This window comes from Floccifex porci (assembly GCF_009696175.1).
In the GTDB taxonomy this organism is placed as follows: domain Bacteria; phylum Bacillota_I; class Bacilli_A; order Erysipelotrichales; family Erysipelotrichaceae; genus Floccifex; species Floccifex porci.
Map to the genome: position 1 here is coordinate 1 of NZ_VUMM01000024.1, position 17,159 is coordinate 17,159.

The window sequence follows — 17,159 nt, forward strand, 5'->3', positions numbered from 1 at the left end:
ATTACTATAACAACAAAAGAATTCAATCCAAAACAAAATGGATGCCTCCTGTTGTATACAGAGAAACATCCATGTGTTAAACTCAATTCAAATTAACGTATGTCCAGAATATTGGGTACATATCAAAGTGAGGATTTTATATTTTTTGAGTATTTTTAAAATGAAGCTTACATACATTTTTTAATTCATCCTGTCCAAATTGCCTTACAAAATTTCTGGCACACTGGTCCACTTGCGGACCTGCTCCCTTATGAAATGAAAACTGGTATTTTTTTTCCATCTGCTCCCAGACTTCCAGAAAAGCATTTCGAGCCAAAATAGAAGCACAGGCAACAGATAAGTATTTATTCTCTGCCTTAGTCTCAAAATGAATTCCCTGAATGACTTCTTTTTCGTCTTTTAAATAGCGATAATAGCTTTTTTCAGGGGTAAACTGATCAATCACAATAAAATCAGGAAGACTGTAACCTTTATGCATCAGATTGATATAGACCTGATTGTGCAGAAGACATTTTATGTCTACCATATTGTGTTTTTCATGCACCTGATTGTATTTTAAGCTGGAGCAGATACAGATTGAATATTTTGAGTTCTCTTTTATAATATTTGCCAGTTTTTTTGTATCCAGATCACTTAATTGTTTTGAATCCTGAATCGGATATTTTGATAAGAAAGCCTGGTTTTCAGAATTGAGAATGCACCCTGCTACAACAACGGGTCCAAAATAATCTCCTGTACCCACTTCATCACTTCCTGCCTGAGGAAAAATTTGCCTAAGAGGTTTTTCTTCTTTTTTTAACCAGGAAAGATCCTGTCCCTGAAATACTACTTTTCCACTGGTGTAGGCTGTAATGGTGCATTCCTGGCATTTAATCTGATAATAAGTATAAGGAGGCTGACTTTCTTTTAAAATATAAGGTTGCATCTTTTCTTTTAATGAATCGATTTCATTTTTTGACATCTTTTTGGTTTCATTCATGCATATATTGTATCATAGACAAAAAAAATGGTAAAATACGCATATGACATTTAGTATTGAAGCCTATTCCATATATTTTGGAATTTTAATATTTATTTGTATATGTATGCTTATTTCTGGATATAAAAAAGGATTTGTTTTACAGATACTGGATCTGTTTGCATGTTTTGTTTCCTTTTTTATTGCCTTTTATTTTTCAGAAAAAATGGCTTACATGATACCTTTTTTATCAATTTCTTTTTTAAATCGTATATTATGGTTTTTTATTCTTTATATATTTTCAAAATGTATTTATACATTGATTGAAAATATGATAAAAAAAGGAATTCATAAAACGAAACTGAAAAAGACAGATCAGTTTTTTGGATTGTGTACAGGGGCATTAAAAGCTTTCTGTTTTATGATATTAGTGGTATTTATCTGTTCTTTGCCTTTCTTTTCACAAGGGAAAGATTTTATTGAAAATACCCCATTAAATTATATAGGAGGATGGTTAGATGAATCCGGAATTAAATCAGGCGATTGATTTTGATCGTGTACTGGAACAAATAGGAAATTATGCATCTTTTAGCTGTTCCATAGAAAAAATATTAAATTCATATCCATTAAAAGATCGTATGGAAATACAGAATCGATTGGATCTGGCAAAAGAAGCGATGAATCTGATTCAGAAAGGAGAAACGGTTTCTTTTTCTGGATGTATAGATGTTTCCCAGTCTGTAAAAAAAACAAAGAAAAAAATGATATGCACTCCAATGGAACTGCTTGAAATTGCCTCTTTTTTAGTTTCAGTTAAGAAATGTAAAGAATATTTATTAAAAACGGATACAATTTTATTAAAGGATCTGGCAGAATCAATGGATTCCTGCAACGCGTTAATACAGTCTGTTCAATCAAAAATTGATGCGACCGGAAATGTAAAAAATGATGCTACTGTAAAATTAAAACAATTGTATAAAACACTGGTGGATACAAGATTGACTTTAAATGAAAAAGCCAGATTTTTTATAAAAAAAAATGCAAATTCATTGATGGAATCGATGAGTACGACTATTAATGGGCGCTTGTCGGTTTTAGTAAAAAATCAGGATAAAAATCGTTTTGGAGGTATGGTTCATGCATCCAGTCAATCTGGATTGGCCAGCTATGTTGAACCTGAGTGCTTTGTAGCTCTGAATAATGAAATTGCCCAGGTACAAGGAGAAATCGAAGAAGAAATCCATAGAATCTGTATGGAATTATCTTTACAGGTTGCCAGTCAGGATCGAATCATTCTTTCTAATCTGGAAACGATGACTTTACTCGATGTTGCGTTCAGTAAAGCAAAATGGGCCATAGAAAGAGAAGGATGTATTCCTGTTATAAGACTGTCTCAAAGAAATATATTATTAGAAAGAGCCAGACATCCTTTGATTGATCCTAAAAAATGTATAAGCAATACGTATTCCTTAAAACAGGAACAGAAATGTCTGATGATATCGGGTCCTAATATGGGTGGTAAAACGGTTACTTTAAAAACAATAGGTTTATTTGTTGCTTTAGCTCATGCAGGCTTTCCTGTTTTATGTGATCGTGCCTGGATCCCTTATTTTGATTCTTTATGGTTTGATATAGGTGATAACCAGTCCATTGAAAATAATTTATCGACTTTTTCTTCTCACATTTCACAGATTTCAAACATCTGTCATCATTGTACATCAAAGTCTTTTGTGCTTTTGGATGAAGTGGGAAACGGAACCGATCCATTAGAAGGAGCCAGTCTTGCGATTTCTATTTTAGAATATCTGATTCAGAAAGGCTGTATGGTTATTACTTCTACTCACTATTCACAAGTAAAGGCTTTTGGAAAAGCCAATGACCAGGTCCTGGTTTCCAGTGTAGAATTTGATAGTGCTACTTTTAGACCTACATATAAATACATTCAGGGAGTATCTGGAGCATCTTATGCCTTTGCGATTGCGAACAATTATCATTTAGAAAAAGAAATACTGGATCGGGCCAGTCAGGTAAAAGAACAGAATGAACAGGATGTTCAAAGACAGCTTGAGAAACTGGAAAAGCTGCAGAATGATGTTCTGATTGATAAAGAACGATTCCGTAAAATGATTGAACAGGCTCATCAGATTCAGAAAGAAGCTCATAAAGAAAAACAGAAATGGGAACAGAAAAATAAGGATCTTCAGGAGGAGTATGAAGATCGTTTAAATTCAATGCTGGAAGAAAAAGAGAAAGAAGCCAGTGAAATCATTCGGAATCTAAAAAAAGGATCGAATATAAAATCACATGAACAAAGTCAGGCTCTTCATCAGATTCATCTTCTTCAAAATGTTGAAACAGAAGAAAAAAATGAGGATGTTACTTTAAAAATTGGAGATTATGTTCAGATTGAAAATTTAAATTCACATGGAGAAATTATTGATATAAGAAAAAAAGAAGCGTTAATTCTTGTCAATGGAATGAAGATGAAAGTAAAATGCAATCGTTTAAAGAAAATTAAACGACCAAATGTTACCGTCCCAAAAAAGAAAAGCAGTAAGGAACCTGTTTTTTCACGTTTTCCTTTAGAACTTAATCTAATTGGTATGCGAGTTGAAGAAGGAATCAATGAATTGGATCGATATTTAGATCAGGCTGTCTATCATAAAGTAAAACAGGTGCGAATTATTCATGGTATGGGAACAGGAGCTTTGCGCAATGCGGTATGGAAAGATCTGGACAAGCATCCAATGGTTGTCTCAAAAATGAGTGCGGGTCCTAATGAAGGTGGATTAGGCGCCACCATTGTATTATTAAAATAGGAGGAATATGGCAATTTCAGAATTATTGCAGGATAAACTGGCATTATTACCGGATGATCCTGGCTGTTACATAATGAAAGACGAAGAACAGAATATTTTATATGTTGGAAAAGCCAAAGTATTAAAGAATCGGGTTCGCTCTTATTTTCACGGGACTCATGATTATAAAACTACAAAGCTTGTATCTCATATTTATGATTTTGAATTTATCAAGACTTCCAGTGAAAAAGAAGCATTATTACTGGAAATCAACCTGATTAAAAAATATCGGCCTCCTTACAATATTATGTTAATGGATGATTCTTCTTATCCCTATATTGTATTAACAAATGAAACATATTTTCGTGTTTACACAACACGAAATCCACAAAAAAAGAAAGATATGGTTTTTGGACCCTATCCAAATGCACAAAGTGCGACCGAAATGGTACGGATCATCAATACTTTATTTCCTGTAAGAAAATGTGTTCATATTCCTAAAAAAGCCTGTTTATATTATCATATGCATCAGTGCAATGCACCTTGTATTCATGAAATTGATTTAGAAGAAAATGGTAAAATAAAACAGAAAATTAAACAGTTTCTGCAGGGAAATACAAAAGAAATTATAAGTGAACTGGAATCAAAAATGCAGAAAGCCAGTGAAAATCTTCAGTTTGAAAAAGCAAAACAATATCTGGATTCCATTCAGGCGATTCATCATATTGAAGAAAAACAACTGATTGACTTTAAAGATGGAAAAGACAGGGATGTATTTGGATATTATGAAGATAAAGGATATATTTCTTTTCAGGGTTTCTTTATACGAAAAGGAAAATTAATTGGAAGAAGTCATCAGGTACAGGCTGTATATGAAGATAGTATGGAGGCATTTCTCAGTTATATCATGCAGTATTATCAAAGCCATCCAGTAGTAAAAGAAATACTGGTACCAGAAAAAACACCAGTGGAAATATTAGAATCTTCTTTACAGACCAAGGTTAAAGTTCCAGCAAAGGGAGAAAAGAAATATTTACTGGATCTAGTGATTGAAAACGCGAAAGAAGCACATGAACAGAAATTTGCACTGATTCAAAGAAAAGAACAGGACTTAATTGATGCCAATGAACATTTGAATCGGATCTGCCATCAGAAGATCAATACGGTTGAGCTTTTTGACAATTCTCATATTTCAGGTACACATAATGTTAGTGGTCTGGTCGTATATAAAGATGGACTTCCAGATAAGAAACAATATCGTCACTATCAGTTAAAAGAATATAAGTCAGATGTAGACAGCATGAAGGAAGTTGTGTATCGTCGATATTTTCGTTTACTGATGGAACAGAAAAAAATGCCCGATCTTCTACTGGTTGATGGTGGAAAACAGCAGATACAGGCAGCAAAAGAAATAAAAGAACAGCTGGATCTGCCTTTTCAAATCATGGGGCTGGTAAAAGATGATAAACATACAACAAGAGCATTAATGGATGAAAATCTGCATGAAATTGAATTATCCAAACAGGACCCGCTATTTTTTCTTTTGACACGAATGCAGGATGAAGTGCATCGTTTTGCGATATCTTATCATCGAAATCTTCGCAGTAAAGCTATGACAAGATCTATTCTGGATTCTGTTAATGGAATTGGACCAAAACGAAAAAAGGCATTATTAAAAGAATTTAAATCGATAAAACAGATGAAATCGGCTTCTGTTGAAGAACTGTCTAAAATTGTTCCTTATGAAGTGGCAAGTAATTTATATGATAAATTACATGAAGAAATGTGATATAATCAAAAAAGAGGTGTTCCTTTGAAATTAGATAAGAAAACATATCTGGCTCGTATCATTCTCATTGTTGTTTGTTTCTGTATAGCGGTTTTATGTTATGTAAGAATGAATCAGTCTTATGATGAATTAGCAAGATATCCATATGTAAATGATGATAATCGTGATATTTTATTAAAATATCTGGATAGTGATGATATTAACTATATGATCAATCAGCAGATCAGACCAGAGCAGTTTATGGATTTTATAGAATTGGATGGTTTTGAGATGCGAAATGCATTGTTGTATTCAGCTGCAAAAAAAGCTCAAAACAGTGATAATCAATCCATTATCAATTTTGTGAATCGATATCGTTCTCATTTTTCCTTAAAGACACTGCCTGATTTGTTAAAATATTATTCTTATATAGATTTGATTACATTTTATGAAACCGAGTGGGTATTAAATGAAAATTTAAAACTGGTTTCCGATTTGTCCGATCCATTTGTGATATTAAACAGTACACAGACAATTTATAAATATAAACCTGAAGTCGTATCCTTTCAGAATATTTTTATACAGCAGGCCTGTTTAGAAGATTTAAAGGCAATGTGCGAGGATTATAAAAAGGTATTGGGAAAAGAGTTGACATTTGAAAGAGGATATGAAGACTATGAAACAATTTTAAATCAGTATAATGGGTTTAAAGAACAGTATCCAGACTATGCAGATTTATATATGTCAACAGCTGGACAGAATGAAATGCAGCTGGGTTATTCCATTATTATTTCAGGATTGAGCCAATGGCTGATACCTTATCTGGATTCATTAAATTCATCAGAAGAAACAGCTGTTGAATTTGTGAATTTAGAGACTTTAGAATGGCTGATGGATAATTCGTATCGCTATGGTTTTGTGATGCGATTTAAAGAAGATAAAGAGGAACAGAGTGGGAAAGCCTATAATCCTTATGTTTTTCGATATGTGGGAAAAAAGAATGCGAAAAAAATGTTTAAATCGAATTTATGTATGGAAGAAATGGAATTTAGTTCATTATGAAAGTTATTATAGTTAGTGATACCCATTATCATAACGAATGTTTAAATGAATTACAGAATCAATACAAGGATGCTGATTATTTTGTGCATTGCGGGGATCTGGAAGACAATGCAGATGATTATCCAGGTTGGCTTTTTGTATGTGGAAATTGTGATTATGATCCTAAACTTCCACAATATCGAATTTTAGATCTGGAAGGCAATCATCGAATTCTGGTCATGCACTCTCATAACTGTAAAATGTATCGATACCAGAGCCTGATTCATGATGCATTGATTCATCATTGTGATATTGTCTGTTTTGGACATACACACGTTGCAGAAGTTCAAAGAGAGCAGAATATTACATTGATCAATCCAGGATCTATATGGTTTTCCAGAAGCAAATCACCAGGCAGTTATGCGGTGCTGGAAATCATCAATAAAAAAATCAAAGTAGAGATTGTATACAATGATGGGAAAAAGGAATGGTTTACAAAAGATTAAAAGCCATTTCTTTTTTTAGTGAAATGGCTTACATTCTGATATAAAATATCTGTATAAGAAAGCAGGTTTATCATGGGATTTTTTACAAATCATAAAAAAAAGTCAGACAAGGATCTGGATATAGTCGCTTTGGCTTCAGGAACTATGATCTGTCCAGATCAGATAAAGGATGCTGTTTTTTCACAGCAGATGATGGGACAGACAATTGGTTTTATACTGGATTCAGGAGAAATTGTGTCTCCTGTAACAGGAAAAGTAGAAGTGATGTTTCCAACGGGTCATGCCTTTATGATTCGCATGAAAGATGGAACGGGAATTCTGGTTCATGTAGGAATCAATACGGTTGAACTGAACGGCAAAGGGTTCAAGGTGTATGTTAAGCAGGGCCAGGATGTGAAGGCTGGTCAGACAGTTGTCAGACTGGATCTGAAAGCAGTAAAGCAACAGGGATACGATACAACGACTATGTTAATTGTGAGCGAGCCTATTAATAAAACAATTCCCTTTATTGATTTCGGAAAAGTTAAAAAAGGAAAATCAATCGTAAAAAAAGTCTATGTCTAATCTTATGCATAGACTTTTTTGCACCTATAAGTTGCATGACAGAAAGATAAAAATCGTTTATATTTTAATCGGATATCCACTATAGTTTTCCAGCTGCATACCCCGTTGTCCAGGCAATCTGCAGATTGTATCCTCCGCTTTGAGCATCAACGTCAATGATTTCTCCAGCAAATTTTAAATTCTTACAAATTCTGGATTCCATTGTCTTCGGATTGATTTCCTTTGTCAGAATACCTCCTTTAGTGACCATGGCTTCATTAAAACTTCTGGGACCTGTTACAGTTACAATCTGATTTTTACAGGCTTCTACCAGTTTTCTTCTCTGATTTTTAGAAATTTGACAAGCCTGTACTGTTTTAGGAATGGAGCATTGTTCCAGAAATTTTGACCAGACTTTTAATGGAAGATCGGTCATTGCGTTTTGAATTTGTTTTGTATGATTCCATTCATTACGGAACAGTTCATCCAGCTGCTCAAAAGTATATTGAGGCAAAAAATCGAGATGAATGGATCCTCTTAGAATTTGAGAAGAATAATTTAAAATCATAGGACCACTGATTCCAAAGTGAGTAAATAATAGATCTCCTTTCACCTTTAATTTATTCTGTTTCAATTCTACATTTTTCACAGTGATACCCATACATTCTTTTACCCAGTTCTGAGAGATATTTAGAGCACATAAAGCAGGTTTACATTCTACAATGGTATGATGGGCCTGTTTTGCCAGCTCATATCCGCTTCCATTGCTTCCAGTAGAAGGATAACTCATTCCACCTGTACATAGAATGATGCAGTCTGCATAATAAACTGTATCTTTTGTACGGATGCCTTTACAGACAGAATCTTCAATAATCAGAGAAAGAACTTCTTCATTTAAATGAAGTTCAATGTTTTTTTCTGACAGTTTCTGTTTGAATGCATTTAAAATGGTTTCTGCCTTTTGAGAAGCAGGAAAAACACGATGATTGTCTTCAAGGGTTGTATCCACTTTCATGTTATGTAAAAAGGAAATAAAATCCTGAGAATTAAACTGATTTAAAGAAGAAGTTAGAAATCTTCCATTGGAGTTTACTTTTTTTATAAAAGAAGCTGTATCACAATCATTGGTTACGTTACAGCGTCCATGCCCAGTCAGTAAAAGTTTTTTTCCCAGATCTTTATTTTTTTCAAATAAAAGAACTTTACTGAATTCACAGCGTACACAGCTGGCCATCATGCCTGCTGGACCACCACCTATAACTATTGTTTTCATAGATTTATCATAACACAAAGATATAAAAATGATAAAATAATGACATGAAAAAGATTTTGAGTATTTTTATTATTTTCTTTTTATTTTTATATGGATGTGTTTTTAACGATGTAAGATCATCTATTTTTGAAATGCATATATTGAATGTAGGACAAGGACTTTGTGTACTGGTAAATTGTGATAATCATTTCCTTTTATATGATGGTGGACCTGCAGATTCATCCCGTTATGTGGTCTCCTACTGTAAAAAATTGGGAATTGATAATTTTGATTATGTGATTGCTTCTCATTATGACAGTGACCACATTAGTGGTCTGGTCGGTATTCTGAATGTATTTGACGTGTCCTGTGTTCTAGACCCTGATTATCAGACAGATTCAAAGATCTATCGATCTTTTAAAAATAAAGTACAGAATGAAATCCATCCATCTTTATATGATAGTTATGATTTATCAAATGCTTCATTTGAAATTGTTGGGCCTGTTATTCATCCAGAAGACGATAACGATCAGAGTCTGTGTATACGAATTACATTTGGAAAAACGCATTACTTTTTATGTGGAGATGCTTCCAGCAGATCTTTGGAAGCGTTGGAAGAGATTCAAAGTGATGTTTATGTTGTCTCTCATCATGGATCAAAATATTCGGTTTCTTCCTCTTTTTTTAAAAAATTGGATCCATCCTGTTCGATTATCAGCTGTGGGAAAAATAATATCTATGGTCATCCAGATCAGGAAGTATTAGATCTGTTAAAAAATACAGATTTGTATCGTACAGATCTTCAGAATGAAATTATTTTAAAAAGTGATGGGACCAATATTGATTTTAATGTAGAACCTTGCCAAAGTTTTATTTCTGGAGAACAATTGGAAGAAGATCAAGAAAACTATCAATTTATATGTAATAAAAACTCTAAGAAAATTCATCGTCCTGACTGTTCTGGAGTTCAAATGATGAAAGAAGAAAACAAACTGTATACAAATGAATCAAAAGAAGACTTAATAAAAAGGGGATATAACCCCTGTCAGATGTGTGATCCGTAAATCATAGATCATCATATGTAATAATTTCAATATTTTGTTCTCTACAAAACTCTTTGATTGAATCGGAACAGACCATCTCTACTTCAAAAGGGCGTGGCAGGGTTAAAGAGGAATGTTTTAAAATATAGGCATCTAAATAACCAGGATGACAGATATACATACAGTAACCATCTGAATAATTTTTTAGGCAGGCTTCTTTAAATGACTTATAAGGATCATAATCGGGTCTGGATGCTTCTAATACTGGATATAATTTTGTATTTTTAAATAGTACTGGGCCATTGAAACAGGCAGGAAGATAATCACATTGATATTTTTCACAAATGGTTTCTAAAGCTTTAAAGAAATTTTCACTCTGAACGGCATGACATTCAAAATAATGCGGTTTCTGATTTGTTAAAGAAACAAATTTCAGATATTGTGCTTCTACTTCAATGCATGCCTGCCTGTAATCCACAAAGTCATATCCTTCCTGAAATGCTTTTCGATATTCTTTGCTTGAGCGAAAGTTTCCATTCTTGTCGACTAACGATGGAATGAGTTCAGGATTTGATAGAGGTTTTCCTGCAGAAATATTAGTATGGAGACCTAAACAACAATTTGTATCTTTTATTAAATTGTAACCATGTTCAGTATTCTCCATATTTACCATAATTCCGATTGAACGAATCAGTCCTTCTTTAACAGATTTTTCAATTCCAAAATTAATTCCCTGTGAAAAGCCTAAATCATCGGCTCTTAATATTATTTTTTTCATCACTTATCTCCATTTAATCTACAATAAAAATATATCATCTTATTGAAAGGAATAAAATATATGAATCGTAATAAAATAATTGAACTTGTGAATGCATGCAATCAGAATAAAAAACAGAATAATCAGACAATTGAATTTTTAGATGATCTGTTATGGAAAGAAAAAGACAGTACATTGGTTTTAACTTGTGCAAATCTATTTTATGAATCTGGAAATTATGAACTTGCGAAATATTATTATGACTGGATTCAAACGTATCATTTTAAAGATTATTATGAGAAAATGGGAAATCTTTATGAAAATGGTTATTCATTAAAAAAAGATATACAGAAAGCAGGAAATCTGTATTTAGAAGGATATAAATATGGGAGCCTGAAATGTGGTTATCAGTTATCAGAACTGATTCGAAAGGGAGAATATAAAATAGATAAAGAATATTCTGAATTTATTGATGAATTGTTTCACAAAATTAAGAAGGAGCATTATTTAGAAGAACCGTTACCGGAAATATTTATACGAAAAGCTCAAAACGATCTGTCAAAAGAAAACAGAAAATCCATAATAAAAACATTAAACTACGCAAAGAAATTTTTAGAACAGCGAATCCTATTTATGAATTCAGAATCGGATTTAAAATTAATGAAAGAACTGATTCTGTTGTTGTATGAAGTAAAAGAATGGGATTGGAAACAGTTTGATTTATTTGATTTATATTTCATTCCAGAAAAAGAATGGGTAATAGAATTTAAACATAAAGACACTGTATATCAGATTCATTTCTATAAAAAAGGAATAGAATTTGAAGATCATATTTATAATACAATTGATGAATTCTTTCAATATGCAACATTAGAGAATCAGTTTCTGGTACAGAACAGTCTAGATTTATATGGTTTTAAAAAAGTAAAATAAAAGATATTCATGTGAATATCTTTTATTTTGTCAATGTAAATGTCATAAAAAACATATTGTATATTTAGATCATGACAAATAAAATAATAATGTAAGAAGGAACACTATGAAAAAAATATATAATAAATTAGTTAGAGATAAAATACCAGACATCATATTAAAAGATCAGAAGATATGCAAGACAAAAATTTTATTGGAACAGGATTATAAGGAATTATTAAAAAGAAAACTTCTAGAAGAAGCTAATGAAGTATGTCAGGCAGTGTCTAAAGAAGAAATCTGTAAAGAAATTGCGGACGTATGGGAAGTTGTAGATGCCATAATGGATACTTTCCATTTATCGAAAGAAGAAGTATTAAAAGAAAAGGAACAGAAAGCCTTTCGAAATGGTAAATTTGAGAAACGTATTTTTCTGGAGTCAGTAGAGGATACTTATGAGTGATTATATTCGACAATGGTTGATGATCATTGAAAATATGAATAATGATAATACATATAAATTGGCCTGGGGAAGAGCTATTTTGGAATGTATAGTGGAAGAAAAAACAATTCAAAGAATCATAACCTTTGAAAAGATTGCCTGTAAGATGCTTAAATATTACTGGAATCAGATTGATTTTTTTCACTTGAAACAAAGTCCTGGAAAGAAGCCAATAATTGTTCAGGAAACTGAAAAATGCATTGATTATGTGCAGCAGAAAAGAAATTCAAAAATTCCAATCTGGTTTGATAAAGCCGAGATATATTTAAAAGAGGATCCTGTATTTTATCAGAAGAAAATTCAAAAAATCGCAAATACATTAACCCATGATGTTTCGTGGCGTTTTATGAATGTGAATGGAAAATCATTGGATATTTATCGTTTAGACTTAAAAAAGAAAGAAATTATTTTTACAGAAGGACAGATTATGGATCTGCATGAATATGCCTTTGTATTGTCTCAACTGTTAAATTATCGATGGGCTCAATTATTAGAGAAATTCAATAATTGTCCGAAAATAGCTTCTAAGGTTAAAGGAATATCTGATGAAAAAATCAGAAGAAATAATTTAACAAAATATAAAGATATCCTGTTACTTCAAATGAAGCAGGGAAAGATTATTGATTTTTATACAGGAAGTTCATTAAAAGAAAATGAAATCTCTTTAGATCATGTAATTCCATGGTCTTTTATGTACAGTGATGATATATGGAATCTGGTGATTACATCAAAATCAAACAACTCAAGAAAAAGTGATTCCATTCCATCAAAAAATATTATAAAAAGGCTTGAAGACAGGAATATTGAACTATTAAATGATATTCCTCAGACAAGTAAATATTATAAAGAATTAAAACAGGCAATCGATAATAATTATGTAGAAAAATTCTATTTTTCTTTAAAATTATAGAAAGGATAAAGTTATGAAAGATATTTTTAAGGGAGTTATCATAAAAATATTAACTGTAGTGGTTATCATAGGTATGATTGGTGGTTTAGGCTTTTGGGGGTATCGTCATTTTATATCCGATAATATTCCTTCTTTTACGACCACAAGTGAAAAAAATATAGAAGTCATTAAAGAAAAATTAGAAACAACAGCGGAATTAAATACAGGCAGTTATCTATGTACAGATGTATTAACTAAATCCAGTTCAATTAAAATTGAAAAATGGGATTGGAATATTCCTTTGACAGAAAAAAGTTTTATTATATCCTATGATGGCATCGTAAAAGCAGGAATCAAAGATCTATCAAAAGCAGAAGTCTATGTAAAGGGAGATTTTATTGTGGTTAAATTGCCAGCTGTAGAAATAACAGGTATTGAAATTGATAATGATTCTTTTGAGGTATTAGAACAGAATAATAATCTTTTTAATCCGATTCAACTGGAAGATTTAAACGAAGCTCAAAAAGTATTGAAAGAAGAAATGAAAAAATGTGCAATTGAAAAGGGCGTACTGGATTTAGCAAAATCCAATGCAGAAACGATTCTTTCTTCTATATTAAGTGATTATCCGAATATATCTTTTCAATGGAAAGAATAATTTTTGCTTGAAATAACGTTAACGTGATTTTATACAATTTTCTTAAAGAAAGAAGGAAATTATATGAAAAAGTTAGTAACGTTTATGATTGTATTTGGAATGTCTTTTTCCCTTATAGCCTGCTCGAAAGATTCTGTTTCTAAAGTATCCTATGATTCAAATAATCTGGAAAGTATGTTGGATGCGATTGAAAAAGAAGTAGAAGATCAGACTGTCGAATTAGAAGAAAAAACAGAGCAGCTGTGTGATAAAATTGGAGATACGTATGAATCTTTTACAAATAATAAAACATCGATTTCTGATTTCTATAAAGACAGTTTAGCACAATCAAAGACATTATATTCAAAAATTGAAACCATCTCCATTGATTATTTTAAATGTGTTGCCAGCCAGGGATTATCTGAAAAAGACGATTGGCAAGATAAAATGGATGATTGGGGATATGTATGGAAAGATGGTCTGGAAGACTGGTATCAGGAGTGGAGTGGTGCCTACACAGATCTTTACAGAGCATGGGACGATGCATTGGAAGAAGGATATGAATCAACTTTATCCTATGATGAATATGATAAAGAATACGATGGAATGTATGATGCACACGATAAAGCATACGATGATATGTATGATCTACAGGATAAAACGTATTCAGATCTGTATGATAAGGCAAGTGCGGTCCGTTCAGGTTTCTATAATAAAAATAAAAATGTAGAGGAACTGATCAAAAATATAGGAAAAGAAGAGGAAGAAATTGTTGAGGAAGAAGCAGAAGAAGTAGAGGTTGACCAAACTTCAATGACTGGTCTACGTCCAGAATTTAAGGAAGCTATGGATGCGTATGAAGCATTTTATCAGGAATATTGCGATTTTTTAAAGAATTTTGATGAGGATAGTGCTGATTTAACAATATTGACGAAATATTATCAATTGATTGATGAATTAGAGGAAATGGATGAATCTTTTGAAGAATGGGAAGATGAAGATTTAAATGATGAAGAGCTACAATATTATTTAGATGTCAATTCTCGTGTTTTGCAGATGTTAGCGGATGTGATGTGATTAAAAAGAATGAATTGTCAATTTACACATTTTGATTCTTATTTTCAAAACATTTTGTTTGATGTAAATTTAATATGCGGGAGTTATTAATATTTTAGAATGGACTGCCTTTAAAGCAGTCTTTTATCTTATGATAGGGAGTATTCAAATGAACAGTGAGAAAAAGAAAATTATAAATACAGGAAGTAATTTAATTAAAACAGCAAAAGAAAAAGCTGTTCCTTTTGTGAAAAAACAATTGATGAAACAAAAGAATTCACAACACAAAAAATAATACCAGAAGCAAAAAATTTTGTAGATGAAACGAAGAATACTGTATCTAAAGCTTCAAAAAAAGTAGAAAAAATACAAGTGAATTTAACAGAACAACAAATGATGGAAATTCTAAATACACTTTATATCAAATCAATTGACGGTATTCCTAAAGTATCATTACCAATAGATGACTTAGTTAAAGATTATTTAGATAAAAATGAAGATGTAGAAAAAGCGGCTGAATCATTAATAAATAATTCAATCGTGAAATGTGGAACTTCAGGATTTTTGACTTCATTTGGAGGCTTTGCGACGCTGATTGCTGCATTGCCTGCCAATATTACAAGTGTTATATATGTACAATTAAGGATGTGTTGTGCGATTGCGAAAATGGCAGGATATGATATATATTCAGATCAAGTGCAAACATTTATCTTTGTTTGTTTAACTGGATCAGCAATGACAGATATTTTAAAACAGGCAGGAGTTAAATTTGGAGAGAAATTGGGAATTTCAATGATAAAAAAGATTCCCGGAAAAACTCTTACAGCAATAAATAAAAAAGTAGGATTCCGTTTTGTTACGAAATTTGGAGAAAAAGGAATAGTGAATTTAGGAAAAGTTATTCCAGTTGTTGGTGGAGTCGTTGGTGGTGGATTTGACATAGCGAGTACAAGTGTTATAGGAAAAAATGCATATTCTATTTTTATGAAAGGAGAAATGCCTTCAAAAGAGGAAATAGAAAGAGATTTACCTATTGATGTAGAAGTAGACAATGTTAGTGAAATATGACAAATTTTGATTGGAATGGAAATGAAAAAAATGATTTATTTGATGAATATATGGACTATAAAGTCAGTGATGAATTCAATGAATCAAATAAGAATCATAAAAAATCAAATGTATCTACGAATATTCCTTTATTGGAAATAATAATTGTTTTGTTGATGTGTTCTTTTTGTTTCGTGATACCTTTTTTAGTGGATGAAGTTGGATTCTTATATGGAATACTGATTATTGGAGTTTCGATTATTGGATATAAGATTTTGCAGTAAATTTATTGATTGCATAGGAGTTCACAGAAGAATTGTTCGGTGTTATAATGTACGAAGTTTAAAGGAGCATAAAAGTATGGAAATTGATGAATTAGTAATATATGATTGTCCAGTATGTGAAGGCGCTGCATTACTGGAAGAAGAAGGAAACAGTTATTATGTGACTTGTATGGAATGTGGATGTCATTCTGTAAATGTGAACTTTAAATCAGAAGATCAAAGATTGGATGCAGCTAAACGTACAGTAGATCTTTGGAATAGAGGAAAAGTAATTAAAATGGAACCTGGAGAATAGAAGATAAAGAAATATAAGATTTGAATATCAAAATAATGTAAAATTTTCATTAACAATTGAAAGCGGTTTTCATTAGAATACATATATGCAAAGAGGCAAATTTCATTACGAAAAATGCCTTTTTTTTATGTTTGGAGGGAAAGACATGAATTTTTTTCAACTTATTATAGACTGTTTTCCAATCTATAGTGTTGAATTTTGGATGACAATCAAGCTAGCGATTATTTCATTAATGCGGCTTCAATTATTGGAAACGTATTTGGATTATTTAAAATCAGTCGTAATAAAATTTTAAGAATGATTTCAAATGTTTACATTGAAATTATTCGTGGAACACCATTAATGGTTCAGATTTTTGTAGTTTATTTTGGGATTGGATCGGCCATTCCAGGATTCAGCTGGAAAAGTATTGGTAGAGCCTTTACAGCTGGTGCAGTTACACTGACTATTAATGCAGGTGCCTATATGGCTGAAATTGTTAGAGGTGGAATCGAATCGGTTGATAAAGGGCAGATGGAAGCCGCTCGAAGCTTGGGGATGTCTTATGGTCAATCTATGATACACATAATATTACCACAGGCAATTCGAACAATGTTGCCATCTATCATTAATCAGTTCATTATTTCTTTAAAGGATACTTCTTTGATTTCTGTAATTGGAGTCAGAGAATTAACAAACAATGGTCGTATTATTACTTCTACATCTGCAAATAAAGTATTACCGCTATGGATCATAGTTGCTCTGTATTATTTGATAGCTTGCTTTGTTTTGTCTCGAGTAGCTAGAGTAATAGAAAGGAAGTTATCTTATGGAAGAATAAATTAGAGTAGAGTATTTAAAAAAGAATTTTGATGAATTAGAAGTATTAAAA

General features: G+C 31.8%; 20 protein-coding genes. 17 read left to right on the forward strand and 3 right to left on the reverse strand.

Features of this window, described 5'->3' with window-relative positions:
• Positions 1-136: 136 nt before the first annotated feature.
• The gene (gene rnhC, locus FYJ50_RS09030; protein ID WP_154461212.1) at positions 137-979 is read right to left on the reverse strand and encodes a ribonuclease HIII; all 843 of its coding nucleotides are present in this window, start codon (positions 977-979) and stop codon (positions 137-139) included.
• Positions 980-1,022: 43 nt separating this feature from the next.
• Between rnhC and FYJ50_RS09035 the strand changes: the two genes are divergently transcribed.
• The 6 genes from FYJ50_RS09035 (at position 1,023) to FYJ50_RS09060 (ending at position 7,635) form a co-directional block, all read left to right on the forward strand.
• Complete coding sequence (locus FYJ50_RS09035) at positions 1,023-1,505, forward strand: CvpA family protein (protein ID WP_154461214.1); 483 nt, start codon at positions 1,023-1,025, stop codon at positions 1,503-1,505.
• The gene (locus tag FYJ50_RS09040; RefSeq protein ID WP_154461216.1) at positions 1,477-3,777 is read left to right on the forward strand and encodes an endonuclease MutS2; all 2,301 of its coding nucleotides are present in this window, start codon (positions 1,477-1,479) and stop codon (positions 3,775-3,777) included. Before FYJ50_RS09035 ends, FYJ50_RS09040 begins: the two co-directional genes overlap by 29 nt.
• Before the next feature lie 7 nt (positions 3,778-3,784).
• Complete coding sequence (gene uvrC / locus FYJ50_RS09045) at positions 3,785-5,545, forward strand: excinuclease ABC subunit UvrC (protein ID WP_154461218.1); 1,761 nt, start codon at positions 3,785-3,787, stop codon at positions 5,543-5,545.
• Between the two features lie 24 nt (positions 5,546-5,569).
• Complete coding sequence (locus tag FYJ50_RS09050; protein ID WP_154461220.1) at positions 5,570-6,586, forward strand: D-alanyl-D-alanine carboxypeptidase family protein; 1,017 nt, start codon at positions 5,570-5,572, stop codon at positions 6,584-6,586.
• Entirely contained in the window at positions 6,583-7,071 is a 489-nt protein-coding gene (locus FYJ50_RS09055; RefSeq protein ID WP_154461222.1) for a YfcE family phosphodiesterase, read from the forward strand. The genes FYJ50_RS09050 and FYJ50_RS09055 overlap by 4 nt, the downstream gene beginning before the upstream one ends.
• A 72-nt stretch (positions 7,072-7,143) precedes the next feature.
• The gene (locus FYJ50_RS09060; RefSeq protein WP_154461224.1) at positions 7,144-7,635 is read left to right on the forward strand and encodes a PTS sugar transporter subunit IIA; all 492 of its coding nucleotides are present in this window, start codon (positions 7,144-7,146) and stop codon (positions 7,633-7,635) included.
• Positions 7,636-7,714: 79 nt separating this feature from the next.
• On the opposite strand, the gene FYJ50_RS09065 is transcribed toward FYJ50_RS09060, so the two are convergent.
• Positions 7,715-8,887 carry a BaiN/RdsA family NAD(P)/FAD-dependent oxidoreductase gene (locus FYJ50_RS09065; protein WP_154461226.1) on the reverse strand — a complete coding sequence of 391 codons (1,173 nt, stop codon included), beginning with the start codon at positions 8,885-8,887 and terminating at the stop codon, positions 7,715-7,717.
• A gap of 44 nt (positions 8,888-8,931) precedes the next feature.
• Here FYJ50_RS09065 and FYJ50_RS09070 point away from each other — a divergent pair, with 44 nt between their 5' ends.
• Positions 8,932-9,930: a ComEC/Rec2 family competence protein gene (locus FYJ50_RS09070; RefSeq protein ID WP_154461228.1), complete on the forward strand. Its 999-nt coding sequence runs from the start codon at positions 8,932-8,934 to the stop codon at positions 9,928-9,930.
• A 1-nt stretch (position 9,931) separates the two neighbouring features.
• On the opposite strand, the gene FYJ50_RS09075 is transcribed toward FYJ50_RS09070, so the two are convergent.
• A complete protein-coding gene (locus tag FYJ50_RS09075) occupies positions 9,932-10,687 on the reverse strand; it encodes a ChbG/HpnK family deacetylase (protein WP_154461230.1) in 756 nt (251 codons plus the stop codon).
• Positions 10,688-10,747: 60 nt separating this feature from the next.
• Between FYJ50_RS09075 and FYJ50_RS09080 the strand changes: the two genes are divergently transcribed.
• The 10 genes from FYJ50_RS09080 (at position 10,748) to FYJ50_RS09120 (ending at position 17,113) form a co-directional block, all read left to right on the forward strand.
• Positions 10,748-11,599: a hypothetical protein gene (locus tag FYJ50_RS09080; protein WP_154461232.1), complete on the forward strand. Its 852-nt coding sequence runs from the start codon at positions 10,748-10,750 to the stop codon at positions 11,597-11,599.
• A gap of 106 nt (positions 11,600-11,705) precedes the next feature.
• On the forward strand, positions 11,706-12,041 hold the full coding sequence (locus tag FYJ50_RS09085; RefSeq protein ID WP_154461234.1) for a nucleoside triphosphate pyrophosphohydrolase: 336 nt from the start codon (positions 11,706-11,708) through the stop codon (positions 12,039-12,041).
• Positions 12,034-12,990: an HNH endonuclease domain-containing protein gene (locus FYJ50_RS09090; protein WP_154461236.1), complete on the forward strand. Its 957-nt coding sequence runs from the start codon at positions 12,034-12,036 to the stop codon at positions 12,988-12,990. The genes FYJ50_RS09085 and FYJ50_RS09090 overlap by 8 nt, the downstream gene beginning before the upstream one ends.
• A 13-nt stretch (positions 12,991-13,003) precedes the next feature.
• A complete protein-coding gene (locus FYJ50_RS09095; RefSeq protein ID WP_154461238.1) occupies positions 13,004-13,627 on the forward strand; it encodes a DUF4230 domain-containing protein in 624 nt (207 codons plus the stop codon).
• Positions 13,628-13,690: 63 nt separating this feature from the next.
• Positions 13,691-14,683 (forward strand): DUF6591 domain-containing protein, encoded by a 993-nt coding sequence (locus FYJ50_RS09100; protein WP_154461240.1) that lies wholly within the window; start codon positions 13,691-13,693, stop codon positions 14,681-14,683.
• A gap of 148 nt (positions 14,684-14,831) precedes the next feature.
• Positions 14,832-14,957, forward strand: a complete 126-nt coding sequence (locus FYJ50_RS10765; protein WP_268891890.1) for a hypothetical protein — start codon at positions 14,832-14,834, stop codon at positions 14,955-14,957.
• Positions 14,957-15,730, forward strand: coding sequence for an EcsC family protein (locus tag FYJ50_RS09105; RefSeq protein WP_338083014.1), 774 nt, complete (start codon positions 14,957-14,959; stop codon positions 15,728-15,730). Before FYJ50_RS10765 ends, FYJ50_RS09105 begins: the two co-directional genes overlap by 1 nt.
• Positions 15,727-15,993 (forward strand): hypothetical protein, encoded by a 267-nt coding sequence (locus tag FYJ50_RS09110; RefSeq protein WP_154461242.1) that lies wholly within the window; start codon positions 15,727-15,729, stop codon positions 15,991-15,993. Before FYJ50_RS09105 ends, FYJ50_RS09110 begins: the two co-directional genes overlap by 4 nt.
• 76 nt (positions 15,994-16,069) lie before the next feature.
• A complete protein-coding gene (locus FYJ50_RS09115) occupies positions 16,070-16,288 on the forward strand; it encodes a Lar family restriction alleviation protein (protein WP_154461244.1) in 219 nt (72 codons plus the stop codon).
• Between the two features lie 198 nt (positions 16,289-16,486).
• The gene (locus tag FYJ50_RS09120; RefSeq protein WP_205946503.1) at positions 16,487-17,113 is read left to right on the forward strand and encodes an amino acid ABC transporter permease; all 627 of its coding nucleotides are present in this window, start codon (positions 16,487-16,489) and stop codon (positions 17,111-17,113) included.
• Positions 17,114-17,159: the final 46 nt, after the last annotated feature.

What these genes read in the sequence shown, in the direction of transcription:
- rnhC (WP_154461212.1), bottom strand. Translation starts at nt 979, where the DNA reads ATGAATGAAACCAAAAAGATGTCAAAAAATGAAATCGATTCATTAAAA.
- FYJ50_RS09035 (WP_154461214.1), top strand. Translation starts at nt 1,023, where the DNA reads ATGACATTTAGTATTGAAGCCTATTCCATATATTTTGGAATTTTAATA.
- FYJ50_RS09040 (WP_154461216.1), top strand. Translation starts at nt 1,477, where the DNA reads ATGAATCCGGAATTAAATCAGGCGATTGATTTTGATCGTGTACTGGAA.
- uvrC (WP_154461218.1), top strand. Translation starts at nt 3,785, where the DNA reads ATGGCAATTTCAGAATTATTGCAGGATAAACTGGCATTATTACCGGAT.
- FYJ50_RS09055 (WP_154461222.1), top strand. Translation starts at nt 6,583, where the DNA reads ATGAAAGTTATTATAGTTAGTGATACCCATTATCATAACGAATGTTTA.
- FYJ50_RS09060 (WP_154461224.1), top strand. Translation starts at nt 7,144, where the DNA reads ATGGGATTTTTTACAAATCATAAAAAAAAGTCAGACAAGGATCTGGAT.
- FYJ50_RS09065 (WP_154461226.1), bottom strand. Translation starts at nt 8,887, where the DNA reads ATGAAAACAATAGTTATAGGTGGTGGTCCAGCAGGCATGATGGCCAGC.
- FYJ50_RS09070 (WP_154461228.1), top strand. Translation starts at nt 8,932, where the DNA reads ATGAAAAAGATTTTGAGTATTTTTATTATTTTCTTTTTATTTTTATAT.
- FYJ50_RS09075 (WP_154461230.1), bottom strand. Translation starts at nt 10,687, where the DNA reads ATGAAAAAAATAATATTAAGAGCCGATGATTTAGGCTTTTCACAGGGA.
- FYJ50_RS09080 (WP_154461232.1), top strand. Translation starts at nt 10,748, where the DNA reads ATGAATCGTAATAAAATAATTGAACTTGTGAATGCATGCAATCAGAAT.
- FYJ50_RS09085 (WP_154461234.1), top strand. Translation starts at nt 11,706, where the DNA reads ATGAAAAAAATATATAATAAATTAGTTAGAGATAAAATACCAGACATC.
- FYJ50_RS09090 (WP_154461236.1), top strand. Translation starts at nt 12,034, where the DNA reads ATGAGTGATTATATTCGACAATGGTTGATGATCATTGAAAATATGAAT.
- FYJ50_RS09095 (WP_154461238.1), top strand. Translation starts at nt 13,004, where the DNA reads ATGAAAGATATTTTTAAGGGAGTTATCATAAAAATATTAACTGTAGTG.
- FYJ50_RS09100 (WP_154461240.1), top strand. Translation starts at nt 13,691, where the DNA reads ATGAAAAAGTTAGTAACGTTTATGATTGTATTTGGAATGTCTTTTTCC.
- FYJ50_RS10765 (WP_268891890.1), top strand. Translation starts at nt 14,832, where the DNA reads ATGAACAGTGAGAAAAAGAAAATTATAAATACAGGAAGTAATTTAATT.
- FYJ50_RS09110 (WP_154461242.1), top strand. Translation starts at nt 15,727, where the DNA reads ATGACAAATTTTGATTGGAATGGAAATGAAAAAAATGATTTATTTGAT.
- FYJ50_RS09115 (WP_154461244.1), top strand. Translation starts at nt 16,070, where the DNA reads ATGGAAATTGATGAATTAGTAATATATGATTGTCCAGTATGTGAAGGC.